A 26,233-nucleotide genomic window follows, 5' to 3' on the forward strand; every position below is an offset into this window, starting at 1 on the left:
TTACCCAAAAACAGCATGGTTATCGCGCAAAAAAGCAGGGACTGCTATCGCGCTTTAGCAAGCCCCTGCCCGAATTTATAGATATTTAATATTAGTTCTTAACAATCATCTTTCCACCGCGCTTTGAAACAACATCAAAGATAACAGCTGCAAGAAGGACCACTCCCTTTACAACCTTCTGCATGTTGGCATCAACGCCCATAAGTGACATACCAAGGTTGATTACCCCCATAAGAACCGCACCTACAATAACCCCCGGAACTGTACCAATTCCGCCGTATGCTGATGCGCCGCCGATAAAGCAGGATCCAATAGCATCCATCTCATAGTTCTGTCCATAGGTTGGCTGAGCTGAAGTAAGTCTTGCAATGGTAACCATTCCTGCAAGAGCAGCAAGGAATCCCATGTTCATATAAGCAAGAAAGTAAACCTTGTTTGTGTCGATACCGGAAAGCTTTGTAGCCTTCTCATTGCCACCAACTGCATAGAAGTAACGACCTGTTGTTGTGCTGCTGGTAATGTAGCCATAAATGATAACTACTACAAGAACCCAGATAAGAACTGTAGGAATGCCCTTATGCTGAGCAAGCTTATAAGAGAAAAGAACCAGTGCTGCAGCAATAAGAACGATCTTAAATCCAAAGGCCCAGATTGGCTCTACATCATAGCCGCTGGCCTTCTTTTTCTGTCTGCTGTACAGATTAAGAGAAACCAAAGCAATTGCAGCGAGAAGACCTCCGAAAAGACATGTCATGTTAAGGTCGCCGTTTCCAAAGAAATCAGGAATATAGCAATCGGCACCGCCGCCAAAAAGATTTACAAAGCTTGTTTTGTCTGTGATGGGAACAGTAAGTCCGCCAAGAACCACATTGGAAAGGCCTCTGAAAGCAAGCATTCCTGCCAATGTAACGATGAAAGGAGGAATTCTTACGAAGGCGATCCAGAAGCCCTGGAAAGCACCGATTGCGGTACCGATAAGGATCATTATAAGGATTGCCAGTGGTACAGGAACCTCAAGATTAACCATGAGTATTGCACCAACACCACCTACAAAACATACGACAGAACCTACAGAAAGATCGATATTACCACCTGTTAAGATACACAAAAGCATACCGGTTGCAAGAATAAATACATATGCATTCTGTGATATAAGGTTACTTACATTCATTGGCATAAGGATTGCGCCCTGGGTCTGCCAATTAAAAAACAAAAGAACAATTATAAGTACAATTACCATTGTGTTCTTTTTCAAGAACTCAAATACTTTATCTTTATTCATGAAACCGACTCCTCCTTAATATAGGCAGGCTTTAAGATGCAGGTCATTATCTTTTCCTGAGTTGCATCCTTAGCATCTAGTTCCCCAACCATTCTGCCTTCGTTCATTACATAAATTCGATCGCACATTCCCAGAATTTCCGGCATCTCTGAGGAAATCATTATTACTGATTTGCCCTCTGCCACCAGCTGATTAATTATGCAGTAAATCTCATATTTAGCACCTACATCAATACCACGGGTAGGCTCATCCAGGATCAATATCTCCGGATCAGCAAACATCCATTTTGCCAAAAGAACTTTCTGCTGATTACCACCGCTTAGATTGCCCACGTTCTGATCAACGCTTGGGCACTTAGTCTTTAGCTTTTCTTTGTAGTCCACAGCAACCGCATATTCTTTGTGCTTGTCAATAACTCTTCTGGTGCTGACCGCTTCAAGATTAGCTAAAGTTGTATTTATCTTAATGGGATTTGTAAGGATCAGGCCATTGCCCTTTCTGTCCTCGGTAACATAGGCAAGTCCATGCTTAATGGCACTATTTACAGTGTTAAAGGCCACTTTTTTGCCGTTAAGATAAATATCTCCGGAAATATTCTCCCCATAGCTTTTTCCGAAGATACTCATGGCAAGCTCTGTTCTTCCTGCTCCCATAAGGCCTGAAATACCAAGAACTTCTCCTTTTCTGACGTTAATGTTTACGTTGTCGCAGACCTTTCTGTCCTTGTGAAGAGGATGGTAGACGTTCCAATTTCTGACCTCCATTACCACATCTCCAATATGGGGCTGCCTCTTAGGGAATCTGTCTGACAGTTCTCTTCCTACCATTCCCTTGATGATTCTTGCCTCAGAAAAATCGTCCACACCCTTTGTAAGAGTTTCGATAGTTGAACCGTCTCTTATGACTGTGATCTTATCTGCTACGTAAGATACTTCATTTAGTTTGTGGGAAATAATGATAGAGGTCAGATTTCTTTCTCTTTTTAGCCTTAGCAAAAGATCCAAAAGTGCCCTGGAATCAGTCTCATTAAGTGATGAAGTTGGCTCATCCAGAATAAGAAGCCTTGCATCCTTGGAAAGAGCCTTGGCTATTTCTACAAGCTGCTGCTTACCAACTCCGATATCCTTGATCAGTGTCTGGGTACTTTCATTCAAACCAACTATGTTCAAGAACTTTCTGGCAAGTTCGTTAGTTTCGTTCCAATTAATCTTGTATTTTGTTCCTCTCTCATTTCCAAGGAACATGTTTTCCGCAATTGTCATATACGGAATGAGCGCCAGCTCCTGATGAATAATTACAATTCCTTTTTCTTCGCTGTCTTTTATTGCATTAAACTGACATATCTGTGAATCATAGATAATATCGCCTTCGTACGAACCGTAAGGGTATACTCCGCTAAGTACGTTCATAAGGGTGGATTTTCCAGCTCCGTTTTCACCGACCAGCGCATGTATTTCGCCTTCTGTAACCTGGAGATTTACATTATCAAGTGCTTTAACTCCGGGAAATGTCTTGGTGATATTCTTCATTTCCAGTAAGATTTTCTCCACTATTAGCCCCTCCTCCTTTTTTCATAGTAAAGGCGGGCCTAAGGCGACCCGCCTCAAAATCAAATTACTTAAGCTGATCCTCTGTGTAATATCCGGAATCGATAAGAAGCTCTTTGTAGTTGCTTGCATCAGCAAATACAGGTTCGCAAAGGAATGAAGGAATAACTCCAGTTCCGTTGTTGTATGTTGATGTATCGTTTACAGGAGCCTCTGTGCCCTTCATGATAGCGTCAACCATTTCTACTGTCTTAGCTGCAAGAGTTCTTGTATCCTTGAAGATAGACATTGACTGCTTTCCTGCAATCATGTTCTTAACGTTGGCAACGTCGCAGTCCTGACCTGTGATGATAGGCCACTCGCCTGTGTAGTTAGCCATAAGTGAATTTGTTACGCCGAGCGCTGTTGAATCGCTTGAGCAAAGAACTGCATCGATCTTTGTACCATCAGCATAGTTAGCTGAGATGATGGCATCCATTCTTGCATGTGCGTTCTCAGTTGACCAGTTAGCTGTTGCAACGTTATCAAAATCAACCTGACCTGACTGAACTACAAGCTTACCTGACTCGATGTATGGCTTAAGAACATCAATAGCACCGCCATAGAAGAATCTTGCATTGTTGTCACCGGGATCACCTGTGAAGATCTCAAGATTGAACGGACCAGCTGCATTGTCGAGATCAAGCTGCTGCTTGATATACTCGCCCTGCTTGGTTCCAACCATGTAGTTATCGAAGGTTGCGTAATAAGAAACAGCGTCTGAGTTCATGATGAGACGGTCATAAGCGATAACCTTAACCCCCTGCTCCTTGGCCTGAGCAAGAACAGTTCCAAGTGAATCGCCATCGATAGATGCAATAACCAGTACCTGTGCTCCCTTACTGATCATGTTCTCAATCTGAGAAACCTGAGTTGCAATATCGTTTGAAGCGTACTGAAGGTCAACATCATAGCCTGCAGCCTTAAGCTGCTCTTCCATATTGGCTCCATCCTGGTTCCATCTCTGAAGGTCCTTGGTTGGCATTGCAACTCCGACCTTTCCGTTTCCTCTTGTTGCGCCCTTAACATCGGCCTGGCTTCCACAGCCAACAAGAAGTGATGCTGTCATTGCTACAGCTAAGACTGCACTAAGTAACTTTTTCTTCATTTCTTTTTCCTCCAACAATACTTTTTTGATAGTTAATAATTGCTATTCAAGTTGCATTTCGTTTGCCCCTTGCAAGTAAGAATTTAACACATGGAAATAAGCAATAACTTGCGATGTTCTGCATATTTTCGTCATGGAAAAAGACAAAAAAACAGCAGTGCTAGCATTATTTTGCTAACACTGCCATCCGTATTCTGAATTAGTGCTATAACGTTTACGTCAGTTTGATGCCATATCCGGAACGTTCAGATACACATCCTCTTTTAAATGAAATCCGCTGTTTACTATAACCTCATCCATATTGTCCTTGGATACGCTGATAGTTTCTATCTTAAGATAAGGTACATCCTTTTTACCATCGTAATAATTTGACAGCTCATCTTCCGATAGTTCTTCACCACTTGCCAGCATAACTGCTGCCTCTGCCGCTCTTTTAGCCAGCTTCTCGATAGGCTTATATACAGTCATAAGCTGCGTACCTTCCACTATTCTCTGGCAGGCTTCAAGGTCTGCATCCTGACCTACAACCATTTTCTTGCCGGCAAGCCTCTTTTCCGAAAGAGCATACACCACTCTGCTGGCAAGATCGTCGTTGCCGCACATTATTGCATCAGCCTGTTCTATCAGGTCTGTGTGCTCATATACGTAGTCGCCTGCTGCCTCTGCCTTCCATCCATCTGCGTAAAAGACATCCAGAATCTCATTGCCGTTTTCTTCCATGACTCTTTCAAAACCCTCACAGACCATTGGAACATTGTTGTCTGTAAGAGATCCACAGATCATTACGACCTTACCGTTTACAAGTCCGTTATCTACGAAAGCCTTCCCCATCATCTCTCCAACCATCTCATTGTCAAAAGATATATATAGGTCCGCTCCTGCTCCTGTAATGGGTCTGTCGTAGGCAATTACCTTGATTCCTTCATCCTGTGCCTTTTTAACCGAATCTGCAATTTTCTCCGGATCGATACTAATGATGACTATTACATCCATACCCTTCTTGATAAAATAGTCAATCTGTTCTTTTTGCTTGTTCGGATCCCCGTTGGCATTCTGAACGTTAACCTCTGCCCCAAGCTCCTTGGCTGTAGAGACAAATACATCTCTGTCCCTTTGCCATCTCTCTATAACAAAGGAATCAAAGCACATACCGATCTGTATCTTATCCTCGCCTGATTTGCCATTACTTACAGATTCTTTGGCCGCGCTCCCACAGCCACAAAGCAAACAGATAATCAAAAGAATGCATAAAACAATGTCAAAAACTCTTCTCTTTTTCCCCATGTTTTTGCCCCCTAATATCTTTCTTTATATTCCGTTGGTGTTACTCCCACGTTTTTTTTGAAGCTCCTGCTAAAATAGTTGGGATCGGAATATCCGCAGGATACACATATTTCTTTTACCGAAAGATTGGAGCTCTCCAATAGCTTCTTGGCCTTATCTATACGGACGTTAGTCAGATACTCAATAAAGTTAAGACCACTCTCTTCCTTGAATATCTTGCTAAAGTAATAAGGAGAGATATTCACAACCTTGGATACGTCATCTAAAGATATATCCTTATTGAAATGTGCATCTATATAGTCCTTGGCTGTCTTAATGATATTTCCGGATCTTTCCTCCTTCTTGGTTGCCACATCTCTGCAGGCTGTAGCCACCTTTTCCATAAACCAGTTCTTGATGGAATCCGTATCTGTAAGAGCCATGATCTCAGGCAAATAGTTGTTCCTGCTTGAGTACCTGTAGGTCTGGCCTCCGCTCTGGTAAGCCAGATGTTCCGCATAAAGAGAAAACTCCAGTACCTTAAGTCTCATGGACATCAGATCGCCGTCCATAGCTTTTTTGCACATCCAGTCTGCATATTTCTCGGCTATCACCTTGGTCTCGTTAAGATCTCCCTTACTTACCGCTTCAAAAAGAGGTTTCTCTAAAGCCTTGGGATATCCGTCCTCATAGTCGCAGGCGGTATTAAGATCGTCCGAATGGGCTACCGTACCGGTTGTAGCAATTAGCGCGTTTAAGGCCTCTTTGTAGGAATCCCCCAATTCCTTAAGCGGCTTAACGCCTCCAATGCCGACCCTAAAGCTTATGTCTGTCCGTTTCCTTAAATACCTTGCCATCTCTCTGGCTCTGTCAATAAGCTCCGACCTCTCAGACAGCTCCATCTCTGATTCATTACAGGGAATCAGTATGGCAATCTTATTGGCCATTACATTTCCTATCTTACAGTTAAAAAAGCTCTTAACGCCTTCTCTAATTTCCTGGAACTTGCCGGATACCTTGACTGAACTTCCGATCGCATTTGTCATGTGGTTACCTTCCTGGGAATCTCCACACACAATAGCCATCATGTATCCATAGTTTTCATTTATTCCAAGGATGGTTCTGTAATTATCTATATCCTCCTCGAAATGCTCCTGCAAAAGAATGTCATAAATAAGGCCGTTTTCTATGATAGGCTCTACCGTCTCAAGCTTTTCTTTAATAAGTAGCTCGTTGCTTCTCTTTTCCCTGTCAGAATCTATCTGCTCCATGGCCTTTTTAAGAACTCCAACCACCTTGGTCCTCTCCATAGGCTTGGTAATATATTCCATTACCCCAAGTTTTATGGCCTCCTTGGCGTAGTCGAACTTATCATAGGCCGACATCACAATGAAAACTGTGTTTGGACAAAACCGCTGCATTTCCCTAATGGCGTCAATACCGTTTATTCCGGGCATATGAATATCTATAATGGCTATATCCGGTCTGAAAACCTCCGCCAGTTCTATTACCCTTCGCCCCGACTTGGCAAATTCAACCTGACAGGTATTGCCAAACTCTTTTTCTATTATGAACTTAGTTGAGTCGATAACGATTCCTTCGTCATCGGCCAGCATAACTCTGTACATACTTAATTTCCCCCAAGCGGCAAGCTTATCTTAACTTCACATCCCATATCTGTGCCACCGCTTTGTATACTGATCACATCCTGCGTTCCGGCAAATATTCGTAGTCTGGATATTACATTATCCATTCCCATACCATTGTTGTCATAGCTTATCTTGTCTGGATTTCTTGTACCGGAAAGAATCTCTTCTATTGTTTCCTCATCCATGCCCTTGCCGTTATCTACGACACTGATGCATAGCTTATCGTCCTCTCTGTAAACCTTTAAAAGAATCTTACCTTCCCCGGCCATTTCCCTTATGCCATGGTTTACAGCATTTTCAACTATAGGCTGAAGTATCATACTTGGCATCTTGTAATCAAGAAGCCTTTCATCCACCTGCTTGTCATAGCCGATATCACCTGAAAACCTTACGTTCAGAATCTGAATGTAATTATCTACAAGATTTACTTCTTCCCTTATCCTTACGGTATCCTGTCTGTTTTTGACATTATATCTGAAAAAGTCAGCCACTGTCTGTACGTACTCATAGGTCCTGTCAGCCCCCTCCATCATTGCAAGCTGGGCTCCGGCATTAAGGGTATTAAAAAGAAAATGCGGATTGATCTGGGCCTTTAAATACTTAAGCTGTGCATCCTTAAGATGTGCCTCCATAGTAAGCTCTTTTTCCTGCATGTCCTTTTCTTTTTCAAGACTTTCACGAAGCCTCTCAATATAGTCCCTTATACTGATAACCATCTTATTGAAGGCTCCGATAACAATTCCCACCTCGTCGTTATAATGAACGTTTGGAAGAACTATATCAAAGTTACCATCCGATACTTCATCAGCCGAATCAGAAAGCTTTTTAAGAGGAAGTATCATTGTCTTTACAAAACTTGTGACAATAAAGACATTTCCTATCATTACCAGTGTCATCACTACAACGGCCACAATTTCAAAGTACCTGAAGGCAGTTAAAAGAGAACTGAAATTATCGGAGTTTACCACAAAAAGCTCAAGGTTTAGTCTTGAAAGATAAGCCTTGATATCTCCATAAAGCTCTGCCGATCTCTCGTAACCGGCCCTGTATTTTTCTACGTTTCTTCCACGCTTACCATCTATGGTTCCCTCTACCTCATCAAGGTAGTTCATGATCATGTACTTGATGTTTCTCTCCATACGCCTATAGGAAAGATCTGTTATGCTGTCATCAAGTTCCTGCGCAAGATTAGCCAGTTCCTGAGCGTGTATATAATAGTTTTCCAAAGAGTCACTGGTTTTGGAACTAAGGTATAGAGTCATTGAATCCTGCACCCCGTCCAGCGCGCTTGTAAGCTCGTTAAGGGCCCTGTTATCCTTGTAGACCATGTCCATGTCACCGGACATGCTGTTTATTCCCACCAGCAAAAAGATATTTACAACAAATATAAGTACGTTGGCAAAAACACAGACGCTAATGATCTTGGTTTGGAGGGAGCTGTTTAAAAATCTATTCATCCTGCTCCTCCCTGTGTTTAAATGTACCCACGTTTTCTTTATCTATAAGCATGGTGTCAGCAGTAAAATACTCGCTGGTATTTCCAAGCTCCATGTAATCCAAAAGAGCCTGAACACTATACTGTCCAAGCTGAAGGGTATCTATTGATATTGTGGCATAGATTCCGCCCCTGTCTATGGCGTTTAATATGTCCTCTGAGTCATAGTAACCAAGGACATTTACTTCGCCTACCTTATTGAAATCAACCACGGCCTGATATGCACAGATTGTATTAAGCTCGTTAAGGCACACTATTACATCAGGAACCTCCTCCTGCATAAAGATATCCCTGATAGACTCCTCAACTGCAAATGCATTGGTATTATCCACTGCAACTATTGATACTGCAAACTCAGAATCTGTAGCATTTTCCTGCCTTATGGTATCCTGCATGGAAGAAATGATAATGTTCTGTCCCGCATCCAGCGTATCTGTACTTGCAAGAACCGCTATCTGGACCTGAGTCCTGTCTTCAATCTTGTTAGCTTCAAGGAGCTCCTGCCTTCTCTTTTCCTTGATAATGTTAACAATCTGCTTGCCGTATAGTTTGCCGACGCTATATCCGCCCACACCTACAAAACTCAGCCTGTCTGAGTGTGTACTGTCTCCGTATAAGGTAACAACAGGAATTCCATTTGATACAGCCTCATTGATAAGGCTTACCATCTGCGGCGCTTCGCTGGCATAGACGATTATTCCATCAACCTCGGATGCTATGGCAATTCGCATCAGTTCCTCTATGGAATAATCCCCCGAAAGATTCTCTCCCAATAAGTCTACATAAATACCATGTTCCTTGGCTGTATCCAGTGCTCCCCTATACACTGATTGCCAGAAATCAGACTTATAATTGTCCGTTATCATCACAAAGTACTTGTCGTATTCCTTACTTTCTGCCTGCCTTGTTATGTCTGCCCTATAAAATCTAAAGTATAGGGACCCTGCAAGAAGTGTTGCTACTACAAAGAAAAGAGTAAATACCAAAATCAGGTATTGCCTGCTTATTCTCTTTTGATAAATATCATCATTTTGGTTTTTCATATGGAAGATTTTAGCAGATGGAGTTGGCTAAAAAAAGTGGATTTTCTTGTCATTTTTATACTTATGACAAAAAAATCCACCTATCCCATTTTTATTCAGTTTATAGTTATTTAGCCTCTTTAAGGCGCCTTACAACAGAGGCCACATCCGAATCCTTTTCGCTGTATGTTTCTACCAAACAGTCGGCGTGATATCTTTCCCAAGGCTCATTCATACTGTTATTTATAGTCTCGGTATATTTATCTTTTAATTTCAAGAGAAGATCATCCCTGTCATAGTAATCACGGTTTGTAAGTACAACAAGGAATTCATCCTGATCCACTCTGAACACCTGAGAATTCATAAATACGCTACAAATAATCCTGCAGGCCCCGATAATGTACTTATTTTTCTTATCAATTCCAAACCTGTCATTTATTTCATTGGAATTATGCAAAAGAACTCTCACAATAGCAAACTGCGCCGTATGCTTCTGAATATCCCAGCCAAGGGACTCTTCCATCTTTTCGTAGGCAAGCTTGTTCTTAACGTGAGTAAGCGGATCCTGCAAATCAGTCATTTTGCGTTTTTCAAAGTGTTTATCATCCACAACTACATTTTTACCACTGTGCTTACCGGCATAAAGCTTTTCGTCAGCATCGCGGATAATATCGTCTATCTCTTTTCCTTCTGATGAACAGGCAAGACCAAAGGTCATGGTTACTTTCACTCTCTGTCCGTCATATTCAAAAGGATAATCCTTTATAGCCTTTCTAAGATCATTTAAAAAGTCATAGGGATCAGATAATTTCTCAGAGCCAGCCTGGGCAAAAATAAATTCCTCACCACCCCAGCGTCCGCACATAGCGCCCTTGCCGGACAAAATCTCTCCGACCTTCTTAAGAACATAGTCTCCGCAATTGTGTCCGTAAACATCATTTACCTTCTTAAAGTCATCTATATCGGAGATAGCAATCCAATAAGGCTTATTGTCACTGTGGAGTTTTTCAAAATGCTTGGATAAAAAATACCTGTTGGGCAAACCTGTAAGTTTGTCATGAGAAAGCTGATATTCAAGCTGCTTTTCAGAAGAATCCACAATCAAAACCAGGAGCTGTAAAACAAAGAGATTGATTACAAAAACAATTACTCCCCAGAGTATTGAAAGCCAGAATTCAGCAATTTGGGGAAGAGAATATGGGGCCGGATAAAATTGCAGATAAACGCAAGTCCCCAGATAAAGGATCATACCAAGAATTCCCATGGGAAGGACGGGAACAAACTTAAGCTTGAGCGAACGCCCGGTATATTCGGCATAAAACGCCAAAACATTCATTCCGATAAGTGTAACCTGGAAGCCACTGCCCCAGCCGGTGAGAATAACAGCCAAAGTCATGTGAAGCGCCACTTCCAAATAAACAGTCACTGCATAAAAAGGAAGCAACTCCTTATGCACCACATAAAGCATAAATAAGTAGAATACTATGCTGAAAATGTTGAAATACGCCATTGGCTTGACGCCGCACTGCCAAAAGACTGTGAGCATCAACACGTGGATAAACAAAAAACAAATTGCCATGCCCCAGGCTATGAGCTTGGCTCTTTTCATATTCATGAACATATCTTAATCCCCCTCAAAGATAAAGATTACTGTTCCTTACATTTTGTAAGAGCTACGGTACCTGTTCGAGCAATTTCTACAATGGATACACTCCTCATCATTTCAATAAAGAGTTCGATTCGCTCAGAGGTATCGCAGAGCTGTATCATCATCATATTCTTGGACATATCTACTATCTGGGCATGCATAATCTCGCAGTTTTCCATGATGTCCCTTCGGTTTTCCTTATTGTATTTGACCTTGATAAGCATTAGCTCCCTATTAATGGACATGCTCTCTTTAAAGGTCTTAACTTTAATTACATCAATCTTTTTGTTGAGCTGTTTCTCAATCTGCTCAATTGTACGCTCGTCTCCCGATGAAACAATGGTCATGGCTGAAATGGCTTTATCCGCGGTTTCACCTACAACAAGAGAGTCAATATTAAAATTTCTCCTGGAAAAGAGCCCCGCCACTTTAGAAAGTACACCGGCTCTGTTCTCAACCAGTATTGAATATATTCTACGCATTTGGTGCCCCCTTAATACTTAACAAGTTCCATGGGGTTAACACGAACCTCCATGATTCCTGCCTGGTCATCACTAAAGAACTGTTTAAGTTTAGCTGTGATGTCGTCCTCTCCTGTTACCTTCATATATTCCATGCCATAGGCTGCAGCAATCAAAGAAAGATCAGGATCACCTTTCAGTTCTACCATGGAATAATTGTCATCGTAGGCGTAGTGCTGATGTTCACGTACCATTCCAAGGAAGCCGTTCTTCATAACAATGATCTTGATATTTACGCCATACTGGCGCATTGTAGCCAGCTCCATCATAGACATCTGGAAGGCTCCATCTCCTGTAACGGCAAGAACCTGTTTGCCGGAATCAGCCAACTTGGCTCCCATAGCAGCAGGAATTGAATAACCCATGGTTCCCATTCCGCCGGAAGTAAGGAATCTTCCATCCTTAACCTTGTAGTAAGCACAGGACCACATCTGGTTCTGTCCTACGTCCGCAACATAGATGGCATCATCCTTGACCACTGCTGACAGTTTTTCCATAAAGTCCTTGGGTTCAACCCAGTCACCATCATAGGGTGTTCTTCCAGAAGCCATTTCTTTTTTGTAGGAATTAAGAGTTTCAAGCCAGTCCGAATGATCATCCGCATGGTCATCCTGTTCAAGAAAATCCTGGAAAATATGCTTGATATCACCAACAAGTGGAATTGTGGGGCCAACATTTTTGCCAATTTCTGCAGGATCCACATCTATATGTACCATAACTTTATTCTCGGTAATAAGGTCCGGTCTGTTAACTGCTCTGTCCGCAACCCTTGCACCTACCATGAGAAGAAGGTCTGATTCGTTCATGGCTCTGTTAGCAAAAGGCTGTCCGTTATTTCCCACCATGCCAAAATACAGCGGATGGTCTGAAGGCATAACACCGATGCCCATCATAGTAGAGACAACGGGAACGCTGTTAAGTTCAGCAAACTTTCTGATTTCAGCTACTGCCTGACTAAGATGAACGCCGCCTCCAGCACAGATTATAGGCCTCTTGGCATTCTCAACTTCTTTTATGACCTTTTTGATCTGGGCTACATTTCCCTTAACTGTGGGCTTGTAGCTTCTCATAGATATAGATTCCGGATATGAAAATTTGCCCGGAAATTCCGCATTCTGCACATCAAAAGGAATATCAATAAGAACAGGCCCGCGTCTTCCCGTACCTGCAATGTAGAATGCTTCTTTTATAATTCTTGGAAGATCTTCTACATCTCTTACCAGATAACTATACTTAACAAAAGATTCAACAGCACCGGTTATATCAGCTTCCTGGAAAACATCGCTTCCGATCATGTCGCTGTTAACCTGGCCTGTGATTGCTACCATAGGAATACTGTCTGCATAAGCTGTAGCAATTCCTGTTATAAGATTTGTTGCCCCGGGGCCTGAAGTCACAGCACATACACCAACTCCGCCACTTATTCTTGCGTAGCCGCTGGCAAGGTGTGCAGCATTTTGCTCAGTACGCACTAAAACTCTCTTAATGCGGGACTCCGTCATCTTATTCCAAAAAGGATCTATTGCTACGCCTGAGTAGCCAAAAATAACTTTAGTATTTTCTTTTTCAAGACACTTTACAATTACTTCAGCACCATTCATGTGGTAGCCTCCAACATTACGATTTTTCTTTTTACTCTATTCCAAGGATGTTTTTAACAACTCTGACAGCATCGGCCGCATCTGAGGAATATCCGTCAGCACCGATTTCATCTGCGTAGTCCTGGGTTACAACTGCGCCTCCTATGATTATCTTGGCATCAAGACCTTCAGCATGAGCAAGTTCCACTACATTTTTCATCTCTTTCATGGTAGTTGTCATAAGCGCTGAAAGAGCTATGATCTTGGCATCATGCTCCTTGGCAGCCTTTATGATTTCTTCCCTTGGTACATCTTTTCCAAGGTCAATCACATCAAAGCCATAGTTTTTGAGCATAAGAGCCACAAGATTCTTGCCAATATCATGTATATCACCATGAACTGTAGCAATAACTATTGAAGGAAGCTTTTTATCAGAATCATTTCCCTCCTTAAGAAGCGGCTCCAGAAAGCCAATAGAGAGCTTCATAGCCTCTGCTCCTGCTATAAGCTGTGGAAGGAAATATTTGCCCTTATCAAAAAGATCTCCAACTTCGTTAATTGCCGGCATAAGGATATCATCAAGAATCTGTCTGGGAGCAAATCCCTCCTTAACTGCCTTTTCCGTATCCTTTACAATGGATCTTTTATTTCCGGTAAGTACATCCTTCTTAATTATATCAAGAATATTATCGTTTTCCAAAACAGGTTTTGTCGGATTGGCGACCGGTACATTTTGAGCTGCATCAGCATATCTTTCCATTCTGGTAATGTATCTGACGTCAGCTCCCTCCTTCTTACGGAGAAGATCTGATGCAAATGACGCATTTACAAGCATTTCCTGAGAAGGATTTGCTATGGCCATGGTAAGGCCCCTTGCAATTGCCATGGTAAGAAAGGCTGTATTTACGTTACTTCTCTGAGGAAGTCCAAAAGAAATATTGGATAATCCGCAAATCGTAGCATAGCCGTTTTCATGACAATACCCTATGGTATCAAGAGTATTAAGCGCCGCATTTGGATCAGCACCTACTGTAGCCACAAGGCCATCAACAACAATATCCTCTTTGGTCATATCCAGGTCAGCTGCCATGGCTGACAGCTTGGTAATATTATCAATCTTTTCCTGACTATCCTTAGGAAGTGCCTCCGCCAGTGGAAGCAGAATAAACATAGCACCGTATTTTTTGGCAAGAGGAAGGAATTTCTCAGCCTTACCCTTTTCAAGAGAGATCGAATTCATTAGAGCTCTTCCAGGGTAAATTCGAAGAGCTGCCTCCATTACTTCAGCACTACTTGTATCAATGCAAAGAGGAAGGTCTGTAATGGACATGACTTCTTCCATGACCTTGAGCATCATTTCCTTTTCGTCAATTCCGCTCATTCCCACGTTAATATCAAGGATTGAAGCACCTTCTTTTTCCTGATTAGCAGCAAAATCAGCCACCATATCAAGACATCCTTCCCTTAGCTCTGCCTGAAGTTTCTTTTTACCGGTTGGATTGATTCTCTCACCTACGATCATGAAATTATCATCCATGTCAAAAGAAAAGCTCATTCGCTCTGAAGCAAGATAACGTCTTCCGCAAATTTTTCTTGGGATAGGATTTCCTTCCGTATCTCTAATTTCAGAAGGCTTAACGCAGCCATATTTATCTTTGATGCCCTTAATATAATCAGGTGTAGTTCCGCAGCAGCCACCGATAATTGAAGCCCCGGCCTTTACAAGCTGCTCCATTTCAGCCACAAAAGTATCAGCATCCATGTCGTACTCAGTATTGCCGTTTTCATCCACAGAGGGAAGTCCTGCATTTGGCTTGGCTATAATTGGAATACTTGTTACAGCCGCCATACTGCTGATAATCTCCACCATCTTATCTGGGCCTGTTGAACAGTTGGCTCCAATAGCACATGCTCCAAGAGCTTCTAAAGTAATAGCACTTGATGCTGCATCAGAGCCGTAAAGTGTTCTTCCGTCTGCTTCAAAGGTAAGAGTTACCATAACAGCAAGGTCACTAACTTCCTTTGCAGCTATGAGTGCTGCTCGACACTCCTGAAGACTCATCATAGTCTCAATAACCAGAAGGTCACAGCCTGCAGCCTCCAAAATCTTTATCTGCTGCTTGTAAACTTCTATTAGTTCTTCAAAATCAAGATCACCAATGGGCTTTAGCTGTCTGCCGGTCATGGTAATATCACCGGCAACAAGTGCGTTAGGTGCAGCCTCTTTGGTAAGCTTAACAAGCTCTGTGTTAATTTCCTCAATTCTGTCGCCAAGTCCGTAATCTGCAAGCTTTATTCTGTTACCTGTAAAGGTCGGCGCATAAATAATGTCGGACCCTGCTTCGCCATAGCGTCTCTGAAGATCCAGCATGACATCCTTATGTTCAAGGATCCAGTTCTCAGGGCACACTCCTGCAGGCATTCCTGCCTTCATTAGGTTAGTTCCGGTAGCACCATCAAGGAACAATAATCTATCATTACTTAATTCTAAAAATTCTTTTTTGTTCATACTTTACAACCTGTCTGTATTGTGAAATATTACTCCCCACTATAAACTTAAATATCATCATGTACTAGAGTGCGATTTTAACCTCTTTTCCCAAAGCAGCGGTAAAAAATAGAATAAAATCACACAGATTGCCATGATAAGCAAAGGCTTAAACCACATGGGCGGTGTGGGAACCACACCTCTTTGCGACAAAATGTCAATTATCGCAATTATCAGAACATGGTAGAAATAAATGTTGGAAGAGGATTTTTTTCCAATTTTCCATATTATTCCATTGCCCTGCCTGGTACCTTTATTCCATGATGATTTACATTCAGCTAAAAACAAAATGCCCACCACAATAAAAAATGATCCGAAATGCACCTCTTTATTACCATAAATAAAGGTCTCAATAATAGTCAGGATTATTCCTGATAAAATACCTATTATTGCCTTTGGTCCAACACTCTTTTCCCAGGCAAGTCTATTGCCTTCACTTAATGTATCTACTTTATCCCTGATATAGTCTGCAAAAAGAACTCCGATAAGAACAAATGGCATTCCTACAAAGAGCCAGTTTCTCATTACATACCAGGTACAGATATTGATTCCAAAAGGCCTGATTGGATAGTAAGTCTGAAGAAGCATGCCCAGGTACAAAAAGAAAAGTAAAATCACTATGAGACCCTTGTACCACTTTCTAAGGACCGGCGCAAAAATATAAATTAGCACATACACATAAACAAGAGCGAAAAGATACCACAAATGGTCAAAAGTATATGAGCCGTCATATATCACTTTTCCGGAGTTATACATCAGGAAATTTAACAGTTCACCTGGATTATATTTGGATGAGAACCATTCTGAAACAGATACTCCGCTACTTATGTGGTAGACAAAAGAAAAAAGCAGATGAATCAGATATACAATTCCTGTAATCTTTAATAGCTTAAGTAAAGCTTTGGATGTTTTGGCACGTACAAAAACAATATCAGAAACATCCGTCTGCTTAGTCTTATCACTATCTGACATGAGCAGGAATCTTCCGGATACTGCAAAAAAATAAGGTACCGCAAATCTGGCCAGAGCATCCATAATCTGGCCGAACTTTCCCGGAAACCTTGTATGAATTGTAATTACGGCCAGACATGCAATGAATCTGGCCGCATATAAAAACTTATTATCTTTCACTCTGAGGTTGCTCCTATTGTTGAGAACTGGCCTGCCTCCTGAGTAGTTACAATAACTCCGTCTCCCTCAGGAATCTCTCCGTGAAGAACCTGCAACATAACATTAACTCTGCTGTTGGCTCTCTCATAATATTGAGAAGCAAGCATTTCGCTCTCTTCGTTAAATTCGCCGTCATAGGCTTCATGATAGCTTTCGTTGGCCATCTGCATATAGTCAGCAGCCTCTGCAGCTATGTCAGCAATTCCAGAAAACTCCTCCGGAATAGCTGTTGCAGCCATAACCTTATAGGCCTCATTCATCTCATCAAGATAGCCAAGAAGTTCTAGCTTGGCTGTATCTGAAGAAGTATCGATATTATTCATGGAATCATCAAGCTGTGACAGCTTGTCATAAAACTCAGTCATACCGGTCTTGTAGTCTTCCAGCTCCTGTGAGCCTTTTTGTCCACAGCCTGTAACCATAAAGATGAGCATTAACATGGCAAGCATGCTACAAACTGCTCTATTAAGTAACTTATACAAAACGAATCTCCTAAATCATTCATTATATTTTGCAGCAGCCTTAAGTCTTGTAAGCGCTCTTGCAAGACCCGCCTGGGACTTTTTGAATTCCTTGATAGACTGCTTCTGCTGAAGATGCTCCATGGCAAATTCATATGCCTCCTGAGCTCTTCTCTTATCTATGTCCTCAGGTCTTTCTACGGTGTTAACAATCACTATACACCTGTTATTGGCAACCTGAACAGAGCCAAGACTGATTACTCCGTAAATCCATTCTCCGCCTGGTTTCTTGATTTTAATGACACCATCGGAAAGTGCAAGAATCATCTCTTCGTGCTCTGCCAAAATAGCCAGTTCTCCGTCCTCCAAAGGCAGTATTATTTCTTCTGCTCTGTCATCGTAGAACATACCATTAACAGAAATAACCTGAAGACCAAAGGTTGGTAATTTTTCCTGACTCATATTTATGCCTCAATCTGCTTGGCTTTTTCAATAACTTCCTCAATTGTTCCAACGTTAAAGAAAGCTGACTCCGGATAAACATCCATCTCACCATCGATAATAGCCTTAAAGCCCTTAATGGTCTCGGCAAGAGGAACAAACTTTCCTTCAAGGCCTGTAAACTGCTCAGCTACATGGAATGGCTGTGAAAGGAATCTTTGAATTTTACGTGCTCTGTGCACAGTAATCTTATCCTCGTCGCTAAGTTCTTCCATACCAAGAATAGCTATAATATCCTGAAGTTCTTTATACTTCTGAAGGATTTCCTGAACCTTCATGGCAGTTTCGTAGTGTTCTTTTCCTACAATATCCTCTTCCAGGATTCTACTGGTTGACTCAAGAGGATCTACAGCAGGATAAATACCCTGCTCAACAATCTTTCTGGACAAAACAGTTGTCGCATCAAGATGTGCAAATGTTGTAGCAGGAGCCGGGTCTGTAAGGTCATCCGCCGGAACATATACAGCCTGTACACTGGTTACAGATCCAAGTCTGGTAGAGGTAATTCTCTCCTGCAGCATACCAAGGTCTGTAGAAAGAGTCGGCTGATATCCAACGGCTGAAGGCATTCTTCCAAGAAGTGAAGAAACCTCAGAACCCGCCTGAACAAATCTGAAAATATTATCAATAAAAAGAAGTACGTCCTGATGTTTAACATCTCTGAAATACTCAGCCATGGTAAGTCCGGTTTCAGCAACACGCATACGCGCTCCCGGCGGCTCGTTCATCTGTCCAAACACGAGGGCTGTCTTACTGATAACTCCTGACTCTGTCATTTCAGACCACAGATCATTACCCTCTCTTGAACGCTCTCCTACACCTGTAAATATAGAATATCCACCATGCTCAGTCGCAATGTTCTGAATAAGTTCCTGAATAAGAACCGTTTTACCAACACCGGCACCGCCAAAAAGACCTATCTTACCGCCCTTAGCGTAAGGAGCAAGAAGATCGATAACCTTAATACCTGTTTCAAGAACTTCTACTACAGGGCTCTGATCAACAAGCTTAGGAGGTTCTCTGTGAATCTGCCATTTCTCCTTGGTTTTTACTTCTCCCTTGTGGTCGATGGCATCTCCAAGAACATTAAACAATCTTCCAAGAACCTGCTCACCAACAGGAACGCTTATAGGTCCCCCTGTAGGGAAAACCACCATGTCCTTGGCAAGGCCCTCACTTGGAGAAAGCATGATGCAGCGAACTACATCCTCACCAATATGCTGTGAAACCTCCATAACTCTCTTTTTGTCCTCTACATACACTTCAAGGGCATCACTGATATATGGAAGGTCACTGTTATCAAATTTTACATCTACTACAGGTCCCATGACCTGCACTATTTTGCCGTTATTCAATTGATATCTCCTCACTTATAGTCTTCTGGTTTCATCAATCAACTTAGCATCCTGACCATGCATTTCAACCTTTTTGGTCTTTTCCATCTTGGCCATTTTAGCTCTTTTAAGAGCCTTAGCTCCGCTGACTACCTCAGTAATTTCCTGGGTAATCATAGCCTGCCTCGTCCTGTTGTAGGTCTTTTGAAGACCCTCAAGCATCTTGGAGGCGTTCTTATTGGCAGAGTCCATAGCCATCATTCTAGAGCTCTGTACTGAACAAAATGCCTCTACAAGAGCTCCGTATATATATCCCGTAATATAGTTAGGCACTATGTTATCCAATACCGCTGATGGGCTTGGTTCCATTAAAAACTCTTCCAGAATTGTTCCGGGAGTCATTCTCTCCCTTTGGATATCAGTAATAATGTCCAAAGGAAGCAGCTTTTCAAACCTGGTCTCGCATACATTACTGTGAACAGTAGTATATATGCAGTAAAACTCATCTATCTCTCTGCGATAATAGTAATCCAGAATCTCCGCTGATATCTTCCTTGCTCTGTGGAGAGTAGGATTCTGAGAAGTAAACATGAAAGACTCCTCAATATCCATATTTCTGGATAAAAAGTGAAATCTTCCCACTTCTCCGATAACAAACAGCTTCCATTTGTCACCATCATTCTGGATATGTTCCTCGGCAAGCTTTAATACGTTATGATTGTATGCACCTGCAAGGCCCTTATCATCAGTAAAGATAATGTAACCTTTTCTCCTATCCTGTTCCGGAATATCAAGCCTTGACTCCAGGAAAATATTCTCAACGCCCTCGGGAAGATGCCTTACAATTCTGGAAATCATAGCCTGGGTGGCAAAGAAAAATGGCTCTGTTTCATCAAGCATTTTCTTGGCTTTTCGAAGCTTGGTGGAGGAGATCAGGTACATGGCATTTGTAATTTTTCTTGTATCGTTGACGCTGTTTATGCGGTCACGAATTTCCTTGATATTTGCCAATTATCAAACCTTCCATCTTAATAAAGCCGCGTTTAGACTTATGCGTGCTTATTCTTCTGCAGCTCTTCTACTTCTTCTTTGAGTTTCTTGTTCTCAATGTCGTTAAAAGTATCTACAGCCTCAATAATCTTTCTCTTAAGCTGATCAGACATTTCGCCGCTCTTCTCAAGCTCTTCACAAATATCTGCCTGCTCGGTATTAAAGTAATCAAGAAGCCGTTGTTTGTAGTCCTTAACCTTCTTGACCGGAAGCATATCAAGTCTCTTTGCTCCCACTGCCACAAGAATAATAACCTGCTCATGCATAGCAAGTGGATGCTCTAACGGCTGCTTAAGTAGTTCCATAAGAACATTACCGTGAGCAAGCTGGTTCTTGGTGGTCTCATCAAGATCAGAGCTAAACTGAGTAAACACAGCCATTTCTCTGTACTGGGCAAGGTCAACTCTTATACTTCCTGCAGCTTTTTTCATAGCCTTGGTCTGAGCTGCGCTACCTACACGGGATACTGAAAGTCCTACGTTTACCGCAGGTCTCATTCCCTCAAAGAAAAGGTCACTCTCAAGGAATATCTGTCCATCAGTGATGGAAATAACGTTGGTCGGAATGTACGAAGATACATCTCCCGCCAATGTCTCAATAATCGGAAGCGCGGTAATCGAACCTCCGCCAAGCTCTGAAGACAATTTGCTTGATCTTTCAAGAAGCCTTGAATGAAGGTAGAATACATCTCCCGGATACGCTTCTCTTCCCGGAGATCTCTCCAGCAAAAGTGAAAGCGCTCTATAGGCTACAGCGTGCTTACTAAGGTCATCATAAACAATAAGCACGTCTTTTCCCTGATACATAAAATACTCGGCAAGAGCTGTTCCTGAATAAGGAGCAATGTACTGAAGTGGTGCCATGTCAGCAGCAGTTGAACTTACAACTGTTGTATATTCCATAGCTCCTGTCTTTTTCAGTGTCTGTATGATCTTGGCTACCGTTGAGGCCTTCTGGCCAATGGCAACATAGATACAGATTACATCCTTGCCCTTCTGATTGATGATAGTATCAAGAGCAATTGAAGTCTTACCAGTCTGTCTGTCGCCAATGATAAGCTCTCTCTGTCCTCTACCAATAGGGAACATAGTATCAATAGACAAAATACCGGTCTCCATAGGCTCATTTACAGACTGTCTCTCAATAATACCGGGAGCAGGTCCCTCTACAGGCCTGTATCCAGATTCCTTGATATCACCAAGTCCATCGATGGGCGCTCCAAGGGCATCTATTACTCTTCCAATGAAAGCCTCTCCAACAGGAATACCGGCTTCCTTGTAAGTTCTGACAGCCCTTGTTCCCTGTCTTATTCCTGTATCATTTCCAAAAAGAATACACCCAATATGATCATCTCTGATATCCTGGGCCATTCCCTTAGTTCCGTCTTCAAATTCAATTATTTCGCCGTAAAAAGTGTGATCGATACCATTTACGTTAGCTATACCATCACCAACCCAGGTTACGCTTCCGACCTCTCTGTCTTCTACGGCCAGATCAAAATTCTCCACCTTGGAGCTGAGCATGGTAATAATCCTACCGGTATCATTATCTCCGCTCTTACGTCTAAGATTATTAAGTTCTGCGCGAAGCTGTCTTGCTCTTCCTGCATCAGACCAGTCGTATTCATAATTCTTGCAGGAAACTATAAATCCGCCGCCAATAGACTTATCTTCTGATACTTCAAGTTCCATATCAGAAACGCCAAACTTCTTACAGAGCATGGACCTGATTGCCCCAACCTGCTCCGGGCTTGGTGCTGTACTGGCATAGCGCAGTTTAGCTAATAGTTTTTCACTCATTATCTACCCCGGCCTCATTTATAAACTTGTCATACAGTTCTTTGTCATCAGCACTGCTGTGCTTGGTTGCTGCAATCTTGGCTGCTGCATCAATTACCATATCTGTAAGCTGAGCTGCGTATACCTCTTTGGCTCTCTCATTCTCAACCTCAGCATTATGCTTGGCTTCAACAATGATCTGCTCACCTTTTTTCTTGGCATCTGAGACGATACGATCATACTCATCATAGCCCTGCTTCTTGATGTCAGCTAAAATCTGTTCTTTTTCTTCATCTGCCAGAGCAATTCTTTCCTCATACTCTTTTTTGGTGGAAAGAGCCTGCTGTGTTGCAAGATCAGCTGCCTTAGTAGCCTCATCCACCTCTTCTTTTCTCTGCAAAAGAATCTTATCAACTCTCTTGAACAGGAAAATCCTGAAGATCGCATAGAGAATAAGTAAATTTGCAATGGTACATCCTATGTTAATAGCACTAAATTCTAACACTGTAATATCCTTCCTTTGCCGGCTTTATCATGAAAAAAGAATCATGATAGCTATTACGAAACCATAGATGGCTGTTGCTTCTGCAAGGGCACAACCAAGAACGAGAAGTTTTAAGATTTTGCCATCAGCCTCCGGCTGTCTTGCTACAGCGTCTGTAGCCTTGGAGGTTGCCATACCAATTCCAAGTCCTGCGCCAAGTCCTGTAAATACTGCGATTGCTGCTCCTAATGCTGTAAAATCCATATTCTTTTCCTCCGTATGTTTTTTATTCCACTGCTTCTTTTATGTATAAAGATGTTAAAAATACAAATACATATGCCTGAATAAGGCCATCAAACATATCAAAATAAACACTAAAGGGAACAGGTAATGCAAATGGTAGTACATGTTTGAGAAGCTCCATGATTACCGTAGCTCCGATGATATTACCGAAAAGTCGCATACACAGTGAAAGTGGTTTGATTGCAAGCTCCATAATGTTCATAGGAGCTACTACTACCATTGGCTGAATAAAGCTCTTAAGCCAGCCCTTGGTTCCCTTGTGATGTATGCCTGCCGCTTCTACAAGGACAATACTCATTAGCGCCAAAGCTGCAGTAACGTTAATATCCATTGTAGGTGGTATAAAGCCCAAAAGTCCGGACATATTGGAAACCCCAAGGAAAATCAGCACAGTTACTATGTAATCCGTATATCCGGCAGCCTCCTCCCCAAGCATGTCTCCGACCATTTTTCTGACCCAGACTACGAACGCTTCAACAGCCGCCTGTCTCTTGGAAATATTATGAACTTTAAAACCATGGGTAAGAATTAGTAGAGCAACTAAAACAATCGCCATTATGATCCAGGTGACCACAACGGACTCATAGATATCGTATTTGCCATTCCCAAAAGGCAAATGAATAAAAGCCTTATCTTTGAGAAGAATCTCATTAAGTAATTCCTTTATATCCATATTTAAACCCCCAAAGCAATCATATTCTATTATAAAAAAGGAAACATAAATGTGCAAGAAAAAACGGGGCTTTCTGGCATTTTTATCAGCCAAAAACCCCCGTATAAAATAACTAGTCAGAAAACATAAATCTTCTCTTTTTTAGCATCAATTCTAAAGACAATCTTGTCAGTAGTTTTTCTGTCTTCTGTAATTCTCAGAGCAACTCCTTCTATAATGATAATGGTTCCTGCAAATATCTGGCTGGTTACTACTGCTGTGGCCTTACCGCCTTTTTCCACATCTCCATCCAGCTTTTGTCTCTTGGCGACAAGATTCTTCATAGACTGCTGTTTAATAGCAATTGCTGCATTAATTTTAATTTTCAGCTGCATTACCTGGGCATTACCGGAACCAAGTTCCTGGAGTTTATCCCTTTCCTTTATCAGATTCTTAAGATCTTCACCCTCTCTGCTGATCTGTTTTTGTATACTGTTATACTCAGCAAGAAGTTCTGAATTTGCTCCCAGCTTAATCGTAGTTCTGGCGCCCGTCTTATTACCAAATTCAGCTGATTCAACGCCTTCTAGGCTATAGGCGGTTCCTCCATATATAACCCCCTGTCTGCCGTAGGTTTTTATTCTGCCTCTAGCCTCTATTATGCAGTTGATAAAATAATTGGAAGAAATATCCTTTCCTGTAATTGTTACTCCGTCAAAAAACTTGGCAGTAATATTTCCCTTAGCTGTAATGCTGCCCTTTGCAGGACAAGTGGCACCGCCTGCAATAATGACATTACACTGACTCTCAACAATAGAGCTCTCCATATGTCCGCCGATAATAATATCTCCGGTTGCATGTATTTCACTTCCGGAATTTACATCACCTTTGACATAAACAACGCCGTCATAATTAATTACATTATTTGTGATCTTAACTTCCGGCACTATCAGAATCTTTTTGATATTGATATTGCCATCATCGATACTTATTGCACCGTTTTGTTTGGCAACATAAGTCACCCTGTCGCTCATGATCATAAGGCCTTCGCCTTTAAGGATAGGAACTTCTTTACCGTTCTGTGCCTTAACAATTTCGCCGTAAATGTTATATCCGTCTACGCCTTTTGTGGCCTTATGGTAAACTGCAATCTTATCTCCGACTTTGACCTGCTGTATTGATTCGATATTTGAGAAATCAATGGTGCCGTCTTCATCCACCTTGATTTCATTATCACTTTCTGTATTGAAGAAATACTCAAAATAGCCATCTTCGCCATTCTGGACTTCTTTTCCCTGAGCAATAAGGTATTTAAAATTCGGCTCAGGATTAGCAAGGGCCTTCTTTATCAAAGCCCTGTCTATACCGCTTCTGATCTTTAATTTAAACAAGAATGTCAATATAGCATCTTCAGTGTAGCTTATTCCATCTTTTCTAAGAGGAAGCATAATCCAGCACTTCATCTTATTTTCGGAGATAGAAATGTACTGCTCGCTGTTTTCGAGCATTGAGGACAAAAGAACTGCCTGATCTGATACACCGCCTGTTCTGTCCAGAACCGAACCCTCCATGGCTTCCTCGTTGGAAGCGCTTTGAAGTTCTCCCGAAAGCATTTTATTACGTATGCGGTACATATCTCTGGCTGTGTACATCAGTGAAGAAAACTTAGTAACATCCAGACCTTCCTCAATGCCAAGCCTTATCTGTCGCATCTGATCTGCCTGATAAAGTGGCTTGCAATATGGCGAAATATCTATCTGATGTTCAAGACCTATACGCATTTCGTACATTTGCTGCCATCCATAGCTGGCATCAGCGTATTTGCCGACATCGATACCCTCTTCCAGTCCTAACCTGACTTCCCTTATGGCATCGCCCCTCATATCAAAGGTTATATACTTATCAATAGGGATATTCTCTTTTAGTGCAAGTCTGATCTGTTCAAGTTGTTCTGCGTCGAATTTACGTTTTACATAGCCTTCGATGTCAATTTTATCCAAAAAGGCCTGATGCATTTGCTCTAATATTCCGGCAGTATACTTACGAATGTCGCCTTCAGTAAATGCAAATCCATCCTGAGCACTATGCCTTGCTGCTCTCATCTTCATATGCGGAATATCCAGCATAGCATAAGGTGATATATCAATTCCCGCCTGAAGCCCTTTTCTAATTTCTCTCATTTGAAGAGAATCAAAAGCAGGGTCCTGGTAAAAAATAATAGGTACACCGTTTTTCTTGGATAAGCCGTGTCTAATTTCACGCATCTGATCTGCCAGATATACCTTCTTGGCATAAACAGATACGTCTATTCCTTCTGCGAGTCCGGCCCTTATCTGATAAAGCTGCTGATTATCAAATCCTTGCGCTCTATACTGAGACATATCTATTCCCTGTGACATCTCAAGGCGCATTTCTTCCATGTCTGTCCATGAAAGCTTGGGATTTAGATATTTATTTACATCAACCTTTTGGTCTTCCAGGCCTTTTCTTATCTCAGCCAGTTGAAGCGCATTAAAACCAAAGCTGCGTAACTTTTCTGAGTTTGCACCCAGTTTCTTACACAGCTCCAGTTCTTTTTCCAGAGCATTCTCACTTAATGAATCCAGTCCTGTATATACGTTCAGTTCGTTGACCAGCTCAATTTCCTGGACTCCCATACGCGCTCCCTTTCAAGCGAGATAGATACATTTATACCAATTAATTTTATCATTTTATTGTACATTGCTCAACGTTATACAAATTGTACGCCATGTATTATAAGCCTATAGCAAACGCCAAAAAGCCGCATAAAAAAGGCA

Annotated in this window: 21 protein-coding genes; all 21 read right to left on the reverse strand. The window is 41.8% G+C overall.

Translation table 11 applies throughout. The annotated features are described in order from the left end of the window. Positions 1-91: 91 nt before the first annotated feature. Positions 92-1,282 (reverse strand): multiple monosaccharide ABC transporter permease, encoded by a 1,191-nt coding sequence (gene mmsB, locus G613_RS0101850; RefSeq protein ID WP_029231030.1) that lies wholly within the window; start codon positions 1,280-1,282, stop codon positions 92-94. Beyond that, complete coding sequence (gene mmsA, locus G613_RS0101855) at positions 1,279-2,832, reverse strand: multiple monosaccharide ABC transporter ATP-binding protein (RefSeq protein WP_029231031.1); 1,554 nt, start codon at positions 2,830-2,832, stop codon at positions 1,279-1,281. The genes mmsB and mmsA overlap by 4 nt, the downstream gene beginning before the upstream one ends. 64 nt (positions 2,833-2,896) lie before the next feature. After that, positions 2,897-3,976, reverse strand: coding sequence for a multiple monosaccharide ABC transporter substrate-binding protein (gene chvE / locus G613_RS0101860; protein WP_029231032.1), 1,080 nt, complete (start codon positions 3,974-3,976; stop codon positions 2,897-2,899). Between the two features lie 219 nt (positions 3,977-4,195). Further along, positions 4,196-5,260 carry a sugar ABC transporter substrate-binding protein gene (locus tag G613_RS0101865; RefSeq protein WP_029231033.1) on the reverse strand — a complete coding sequence of 355 codons (1,065 nt, stop codon included), beginning with the start codon at positions 5,258-5,260 and terminating at the stop codon, positions 4,196-4,198. Between the two features lie 11 nt (positions 5,261-5,271). Beyond that, the gene (locus G613_RS0101870; RefSeq protein WP_029231034.1) at positions 5,272-6,867 is read right to left on the reverse strand and encodes a response regulator transcription factor; all 1,596 of its coding nucleotides are present in this window, start codon (positions 6,865-6,867) and stop codon (positions 5,272-5,274) included. Between the two features lie 2 nt (positions 6,868-6,869). Continuing rightward, positions 6,870-8,345, reverse strand: a complete 1,476-nt coding sequence (locus tag G613_RS0101875) for a sensor histidine kinase (RefSeq protein WP_029674397.1) — start codon at positions 8,343-8,345, stop codon at positions 6,870-6,872. Beyond that, positions 8,338-9,426, reverse strand: coding sequence for a sugar ABC transporter substrate-binding protein (locus G613_RS0101880; protein WP_081647730.1), 1,089 nt, complete (start codon positions 9,424-9,426; stop codon positions 8,338-8,340). The genes G613_RS0101875 and G613_RS0101880 overlap by 8 nt, the downstream gene beginning before the upstream one ends. A 106-nt stretch (positions 9,427-9,532) precedes the next feature. Then, complete coding sequence (locus G613_RS0101885; protein ID WP_029231036.1) at positions 9,533-11,026, reverse strand: diguanylate cyclase domain-containing protein; 1,494 nt, start codon at positions 11,024-11,026, stop codon at positions 9,533-9,535. A 26-nt stretch (positions 11,027-11,052) separates the two neighbouring features. Continuing rightward, on the reverse strand, positions 11,053-11,535 hold the full coding sequence (gene ilvN, locus G613_RS0101890; RefSeq protein ID WP_029231037.1) for an acetolactate synthase small subunit: 483 nt from the start codon (positions 11,533-11,535) through the stop codon (positions 11,053-11,055). An 11-nt stretch (positions 11,536-11,546) separates the two neighbouring features. After that, positions 11,547-13,175 (reverse strand): biosynthetic-type acetolactate synthase large subunit, encoded by a 1,629-nt coding sequence (ilvB, locus tag G613_RS0101895; RefSeq protein WP_029231038.1) that lies wholly within the window; start codon positions 13,173-13,175, stop codon positions 11,547-11,549. A 31-nt stretch (positions 13,176-13,206) separates the two neighbouring features. Next, positions 13,207-15,663 (reverse strand): homocysteine S-methyltransferase family protein, encoded by a 2,457-nt coding sequence (locus tag G613_RS0101900; protein WP_029231039.1) that lies wholly within the window; start codon positions 15,661-15,663, stop codon positions 13,207-13,209. 57 nt (positions 15,664-15,720) lie between these two features. Next, positions 15,721-16,833 carry an acyltransferase family protein gene (locus G613_RS0101905; protein WP_029231040.1) on the reverse strand — a complete coding sequence of 371 codons (1,113 nt, stop codon included), beginning with the start codon at positions 16,831-16,833 and terminating at the stop codon, positions 15,721-15,723. Continuing rightward, positions 16,830-17,354, reverse strand: a complete 525-nt coding sequence (locus G613_RS0101910; protein ID WP_029231041.1) for an LptM family lipoprotein — start codon at positions 17,352-17,354, stop codon at positions 16,830-16,832. The genes G613_RS0101905 and G613_RS0101910 overlap by 4 nt, the downstream gene beginning before the upstream one ends. 15 nt (positions 17,355-17,369) lie before the next feature. Then, the gene (gene atpC / locus G613_RS0101915) at positions 17,370-17,795 is read right to left on the reverse strand and encodes an ATP synthase F1 subunit epsilon (RefSeq protein ID WP_029231042.1); all 426 of its coding nucleotides are present in this window, start codon (positions 17,793-17,795) and stop codon (positions 17,370-17,372) included. A gap of 2 nt (positions 17,796-17,797) precedes the next feature. Continuing rightward, positions 17,798-19,189, reverse strand: coding sequence for a F0F1 ATP synthase subunit beta (gene atpD / locus G613_RS0101920; RefSeq protein WP_029231043.1), 1,392 nt, complete (start codon positions 19,187-19,189; stop codon positions 17,798-17,800). A 15-nt stretch (positions 19,190-19,204) separates the two neighbouring features. Continuing rightward, on the reverse strand, positions 19,205-20,179 hold the full coding sequence (gene atpG / locus G613_RS0101925; RefSeq protein ID WP_029231044.1) for an ATP synthase F1 subunit gamma: 975 nt from the start codon (positions 20,177-20,179) through the stop codon (positions 19,205-19,207). 38 nt (positions 20,180-20,217) lie between these two features. Continuing rightward, entirely contained in the window at positions 20,218-22,017 is a 1,800-nt protein-coding gene (gene atpA, locus G613_RS0101930) for a F0F1 ATP synthase subunit alpha (protein ID WP_081647731.1), read from the reverse strand. Further along, positions 22,010-22,501, reverse strand: a complete 492-nt coding sequence (locus tag G613_RS0101935; protein ID WP_029674400.1) for an ATP synthase F0 subunit B — start codon at positions 22,499-22,501, stop codon at positions 22,010-22,012. The genes atpA and G613_RS0101935 overlap by 8 nt, the downstream gene beginning before the upstream one ends. 27 nt (positions 22,502-22,528) lie before the next feature. Beyond that, positions 22,529-22,744 carry an ATP synthase F0 subunit C gene (gene atpE, locus G613_RS0101940; RefSeq protein WP_029231045.1) on the reverse strand — a complete coding sequence of 72 codons (216 nt, stop codon included), beginning with the start codon at positions 22,742-22,744 and terminating at the stop codon, positions 22,529-22,531. A 22-nt stretch (positions 22,745-22,766) separates the two neighbouring features. Beyond that, positions 22,767-23,456 carry a F0F1 ATP synthase subunit A gene (locus G613_RS0101945; protein WP_029231046.1) on the reverse strand — a complete coding sequence of 230 codons (690 nt, stop codon included), beginning with the start codon at positions 23,454-23,456 and terminating at the stop codon, positions 22,767-22,769. A gap of 116 nt (positions 23,457-23,572) precedes the next feature. Then, on the reverse strand, positions 23,573-26,092 hold the full coding sequence (locus G613_RS0101950) for a DUF342 domain-containing protein (RefSeq protein ID WP_029231047.1): 2,520 nt from the start codon (positions 26,090-26,092) through the stop codon (positions 23,573-23,575). Between the last annotated feature and the right edge of the window lie 141 nt (positions 26,093-26,233).

Origin of the sequence: Butyrivibrio sp. VCB2006 (genome assembly GCF_000420945.1) — a bacterium.
GTDB lineage: Bacteria > Bacillota > Clostridia > Lachnospirales > Lachnospiraceae > Butyrivibrio.

Coding starts and splice junctions, on each gene's coding strand:
- mmsB (WP_029231030.1), bottom strand. CDS start 1,282: ATGAATAAAGATAAAGTATTTGAGTTCTTGAAAAAGAACACAATGGTA.
- chvE (WP_029231032.1), bottom strand. CDS start 3,976: ATGAAGAAAAAGTTACTTAGTGCAGTCTTAGCTGTAGCAATGACAGCA.
- G613_RS0101865 (WP_029231033.1), bottom strand. CDS start 5,260: ATGGGGAAAAAGAGAAGAGTTTTTGACATTGTTTTATGCATTCTTTTG.
- G613_RS0101870 (WP_029231034.1), bottom strand. CDS start 6,867: ATGTACAGAGTTATGCTGGCCGATGACGAAGGAATCGTTATCGACTCA.
- G613_RS0101875 (WP_029674397.1), bottom strand. CDS start 8,345: ATGAATAGATTTTTAAACAGCTCCCTCCAAACCAAGATCATTAGCGTC.
- G613_RS0101880 (WP_081647730.1), bottom strand. CDS start 9,426: ATGAAAAACCAAAATGATGATATTTATCAAAAGAGAATAAGCAGGCAA.
- G613_RS0101885 (WP_029231036.1), bottom strand. CDS start 11,026: ATGTTCATGAATATGAAAAGAGCCAAGCTCATAGCCTGGGGCATGGCA.
- ilvN (WP_029231037.1), bottom strand. CDS start 11,535: ATGCGTAGAATATATTCAATACTGGTTGAGAACAGAGCCGGTGTACTT.
- ilvB (WP_029231038.1), bottom strand. CDS start 13,175: ATGAATGGTGCTGAAGTAATTGTAAAGTGTCTTGAAAAAGAAAATACT.
- G613_RS0101900 (WP_029231039.1), bottom strand. CDS start 15,663: ATGAACAAAAAAGAATTTTTAGAATTAAGTAATGATAGATTATTGTTC.
- atpC (WP_029231042.1), bottom strand. CDS start 17,795: ATGAGTCAGGAAAAATTACCAACCTTTGGTCTTCAGGTTATTTCTGTT.
- atpA (WP_081647731.1), bottom strand. CDS start 22,017: ATGAGTGAAAAACTATTAGCTAAACTGCGCTATGCCAGTACAGCACCA.
- atpE (WP_029231045.1), bottom strand. CDS start 22,744: ATGGATTTTACAGCATTAGGAGCAGCAATCGCAGTATTTACAGGACTT.
- G613_RS0101945 (WP_029231046.1), bottom strand. CDS start 23,456: ATGGATATAAAGGAATTACTTAATGAGATTCTTCTCAAAGATAAGGCT.
- G613_RS0101950 (WP_029231047.1), bottom strand. CDS start 26,092: ATGGGAGTCCAGGAAATTGAGCTGGTCAACGAACTGAACGTATATACA.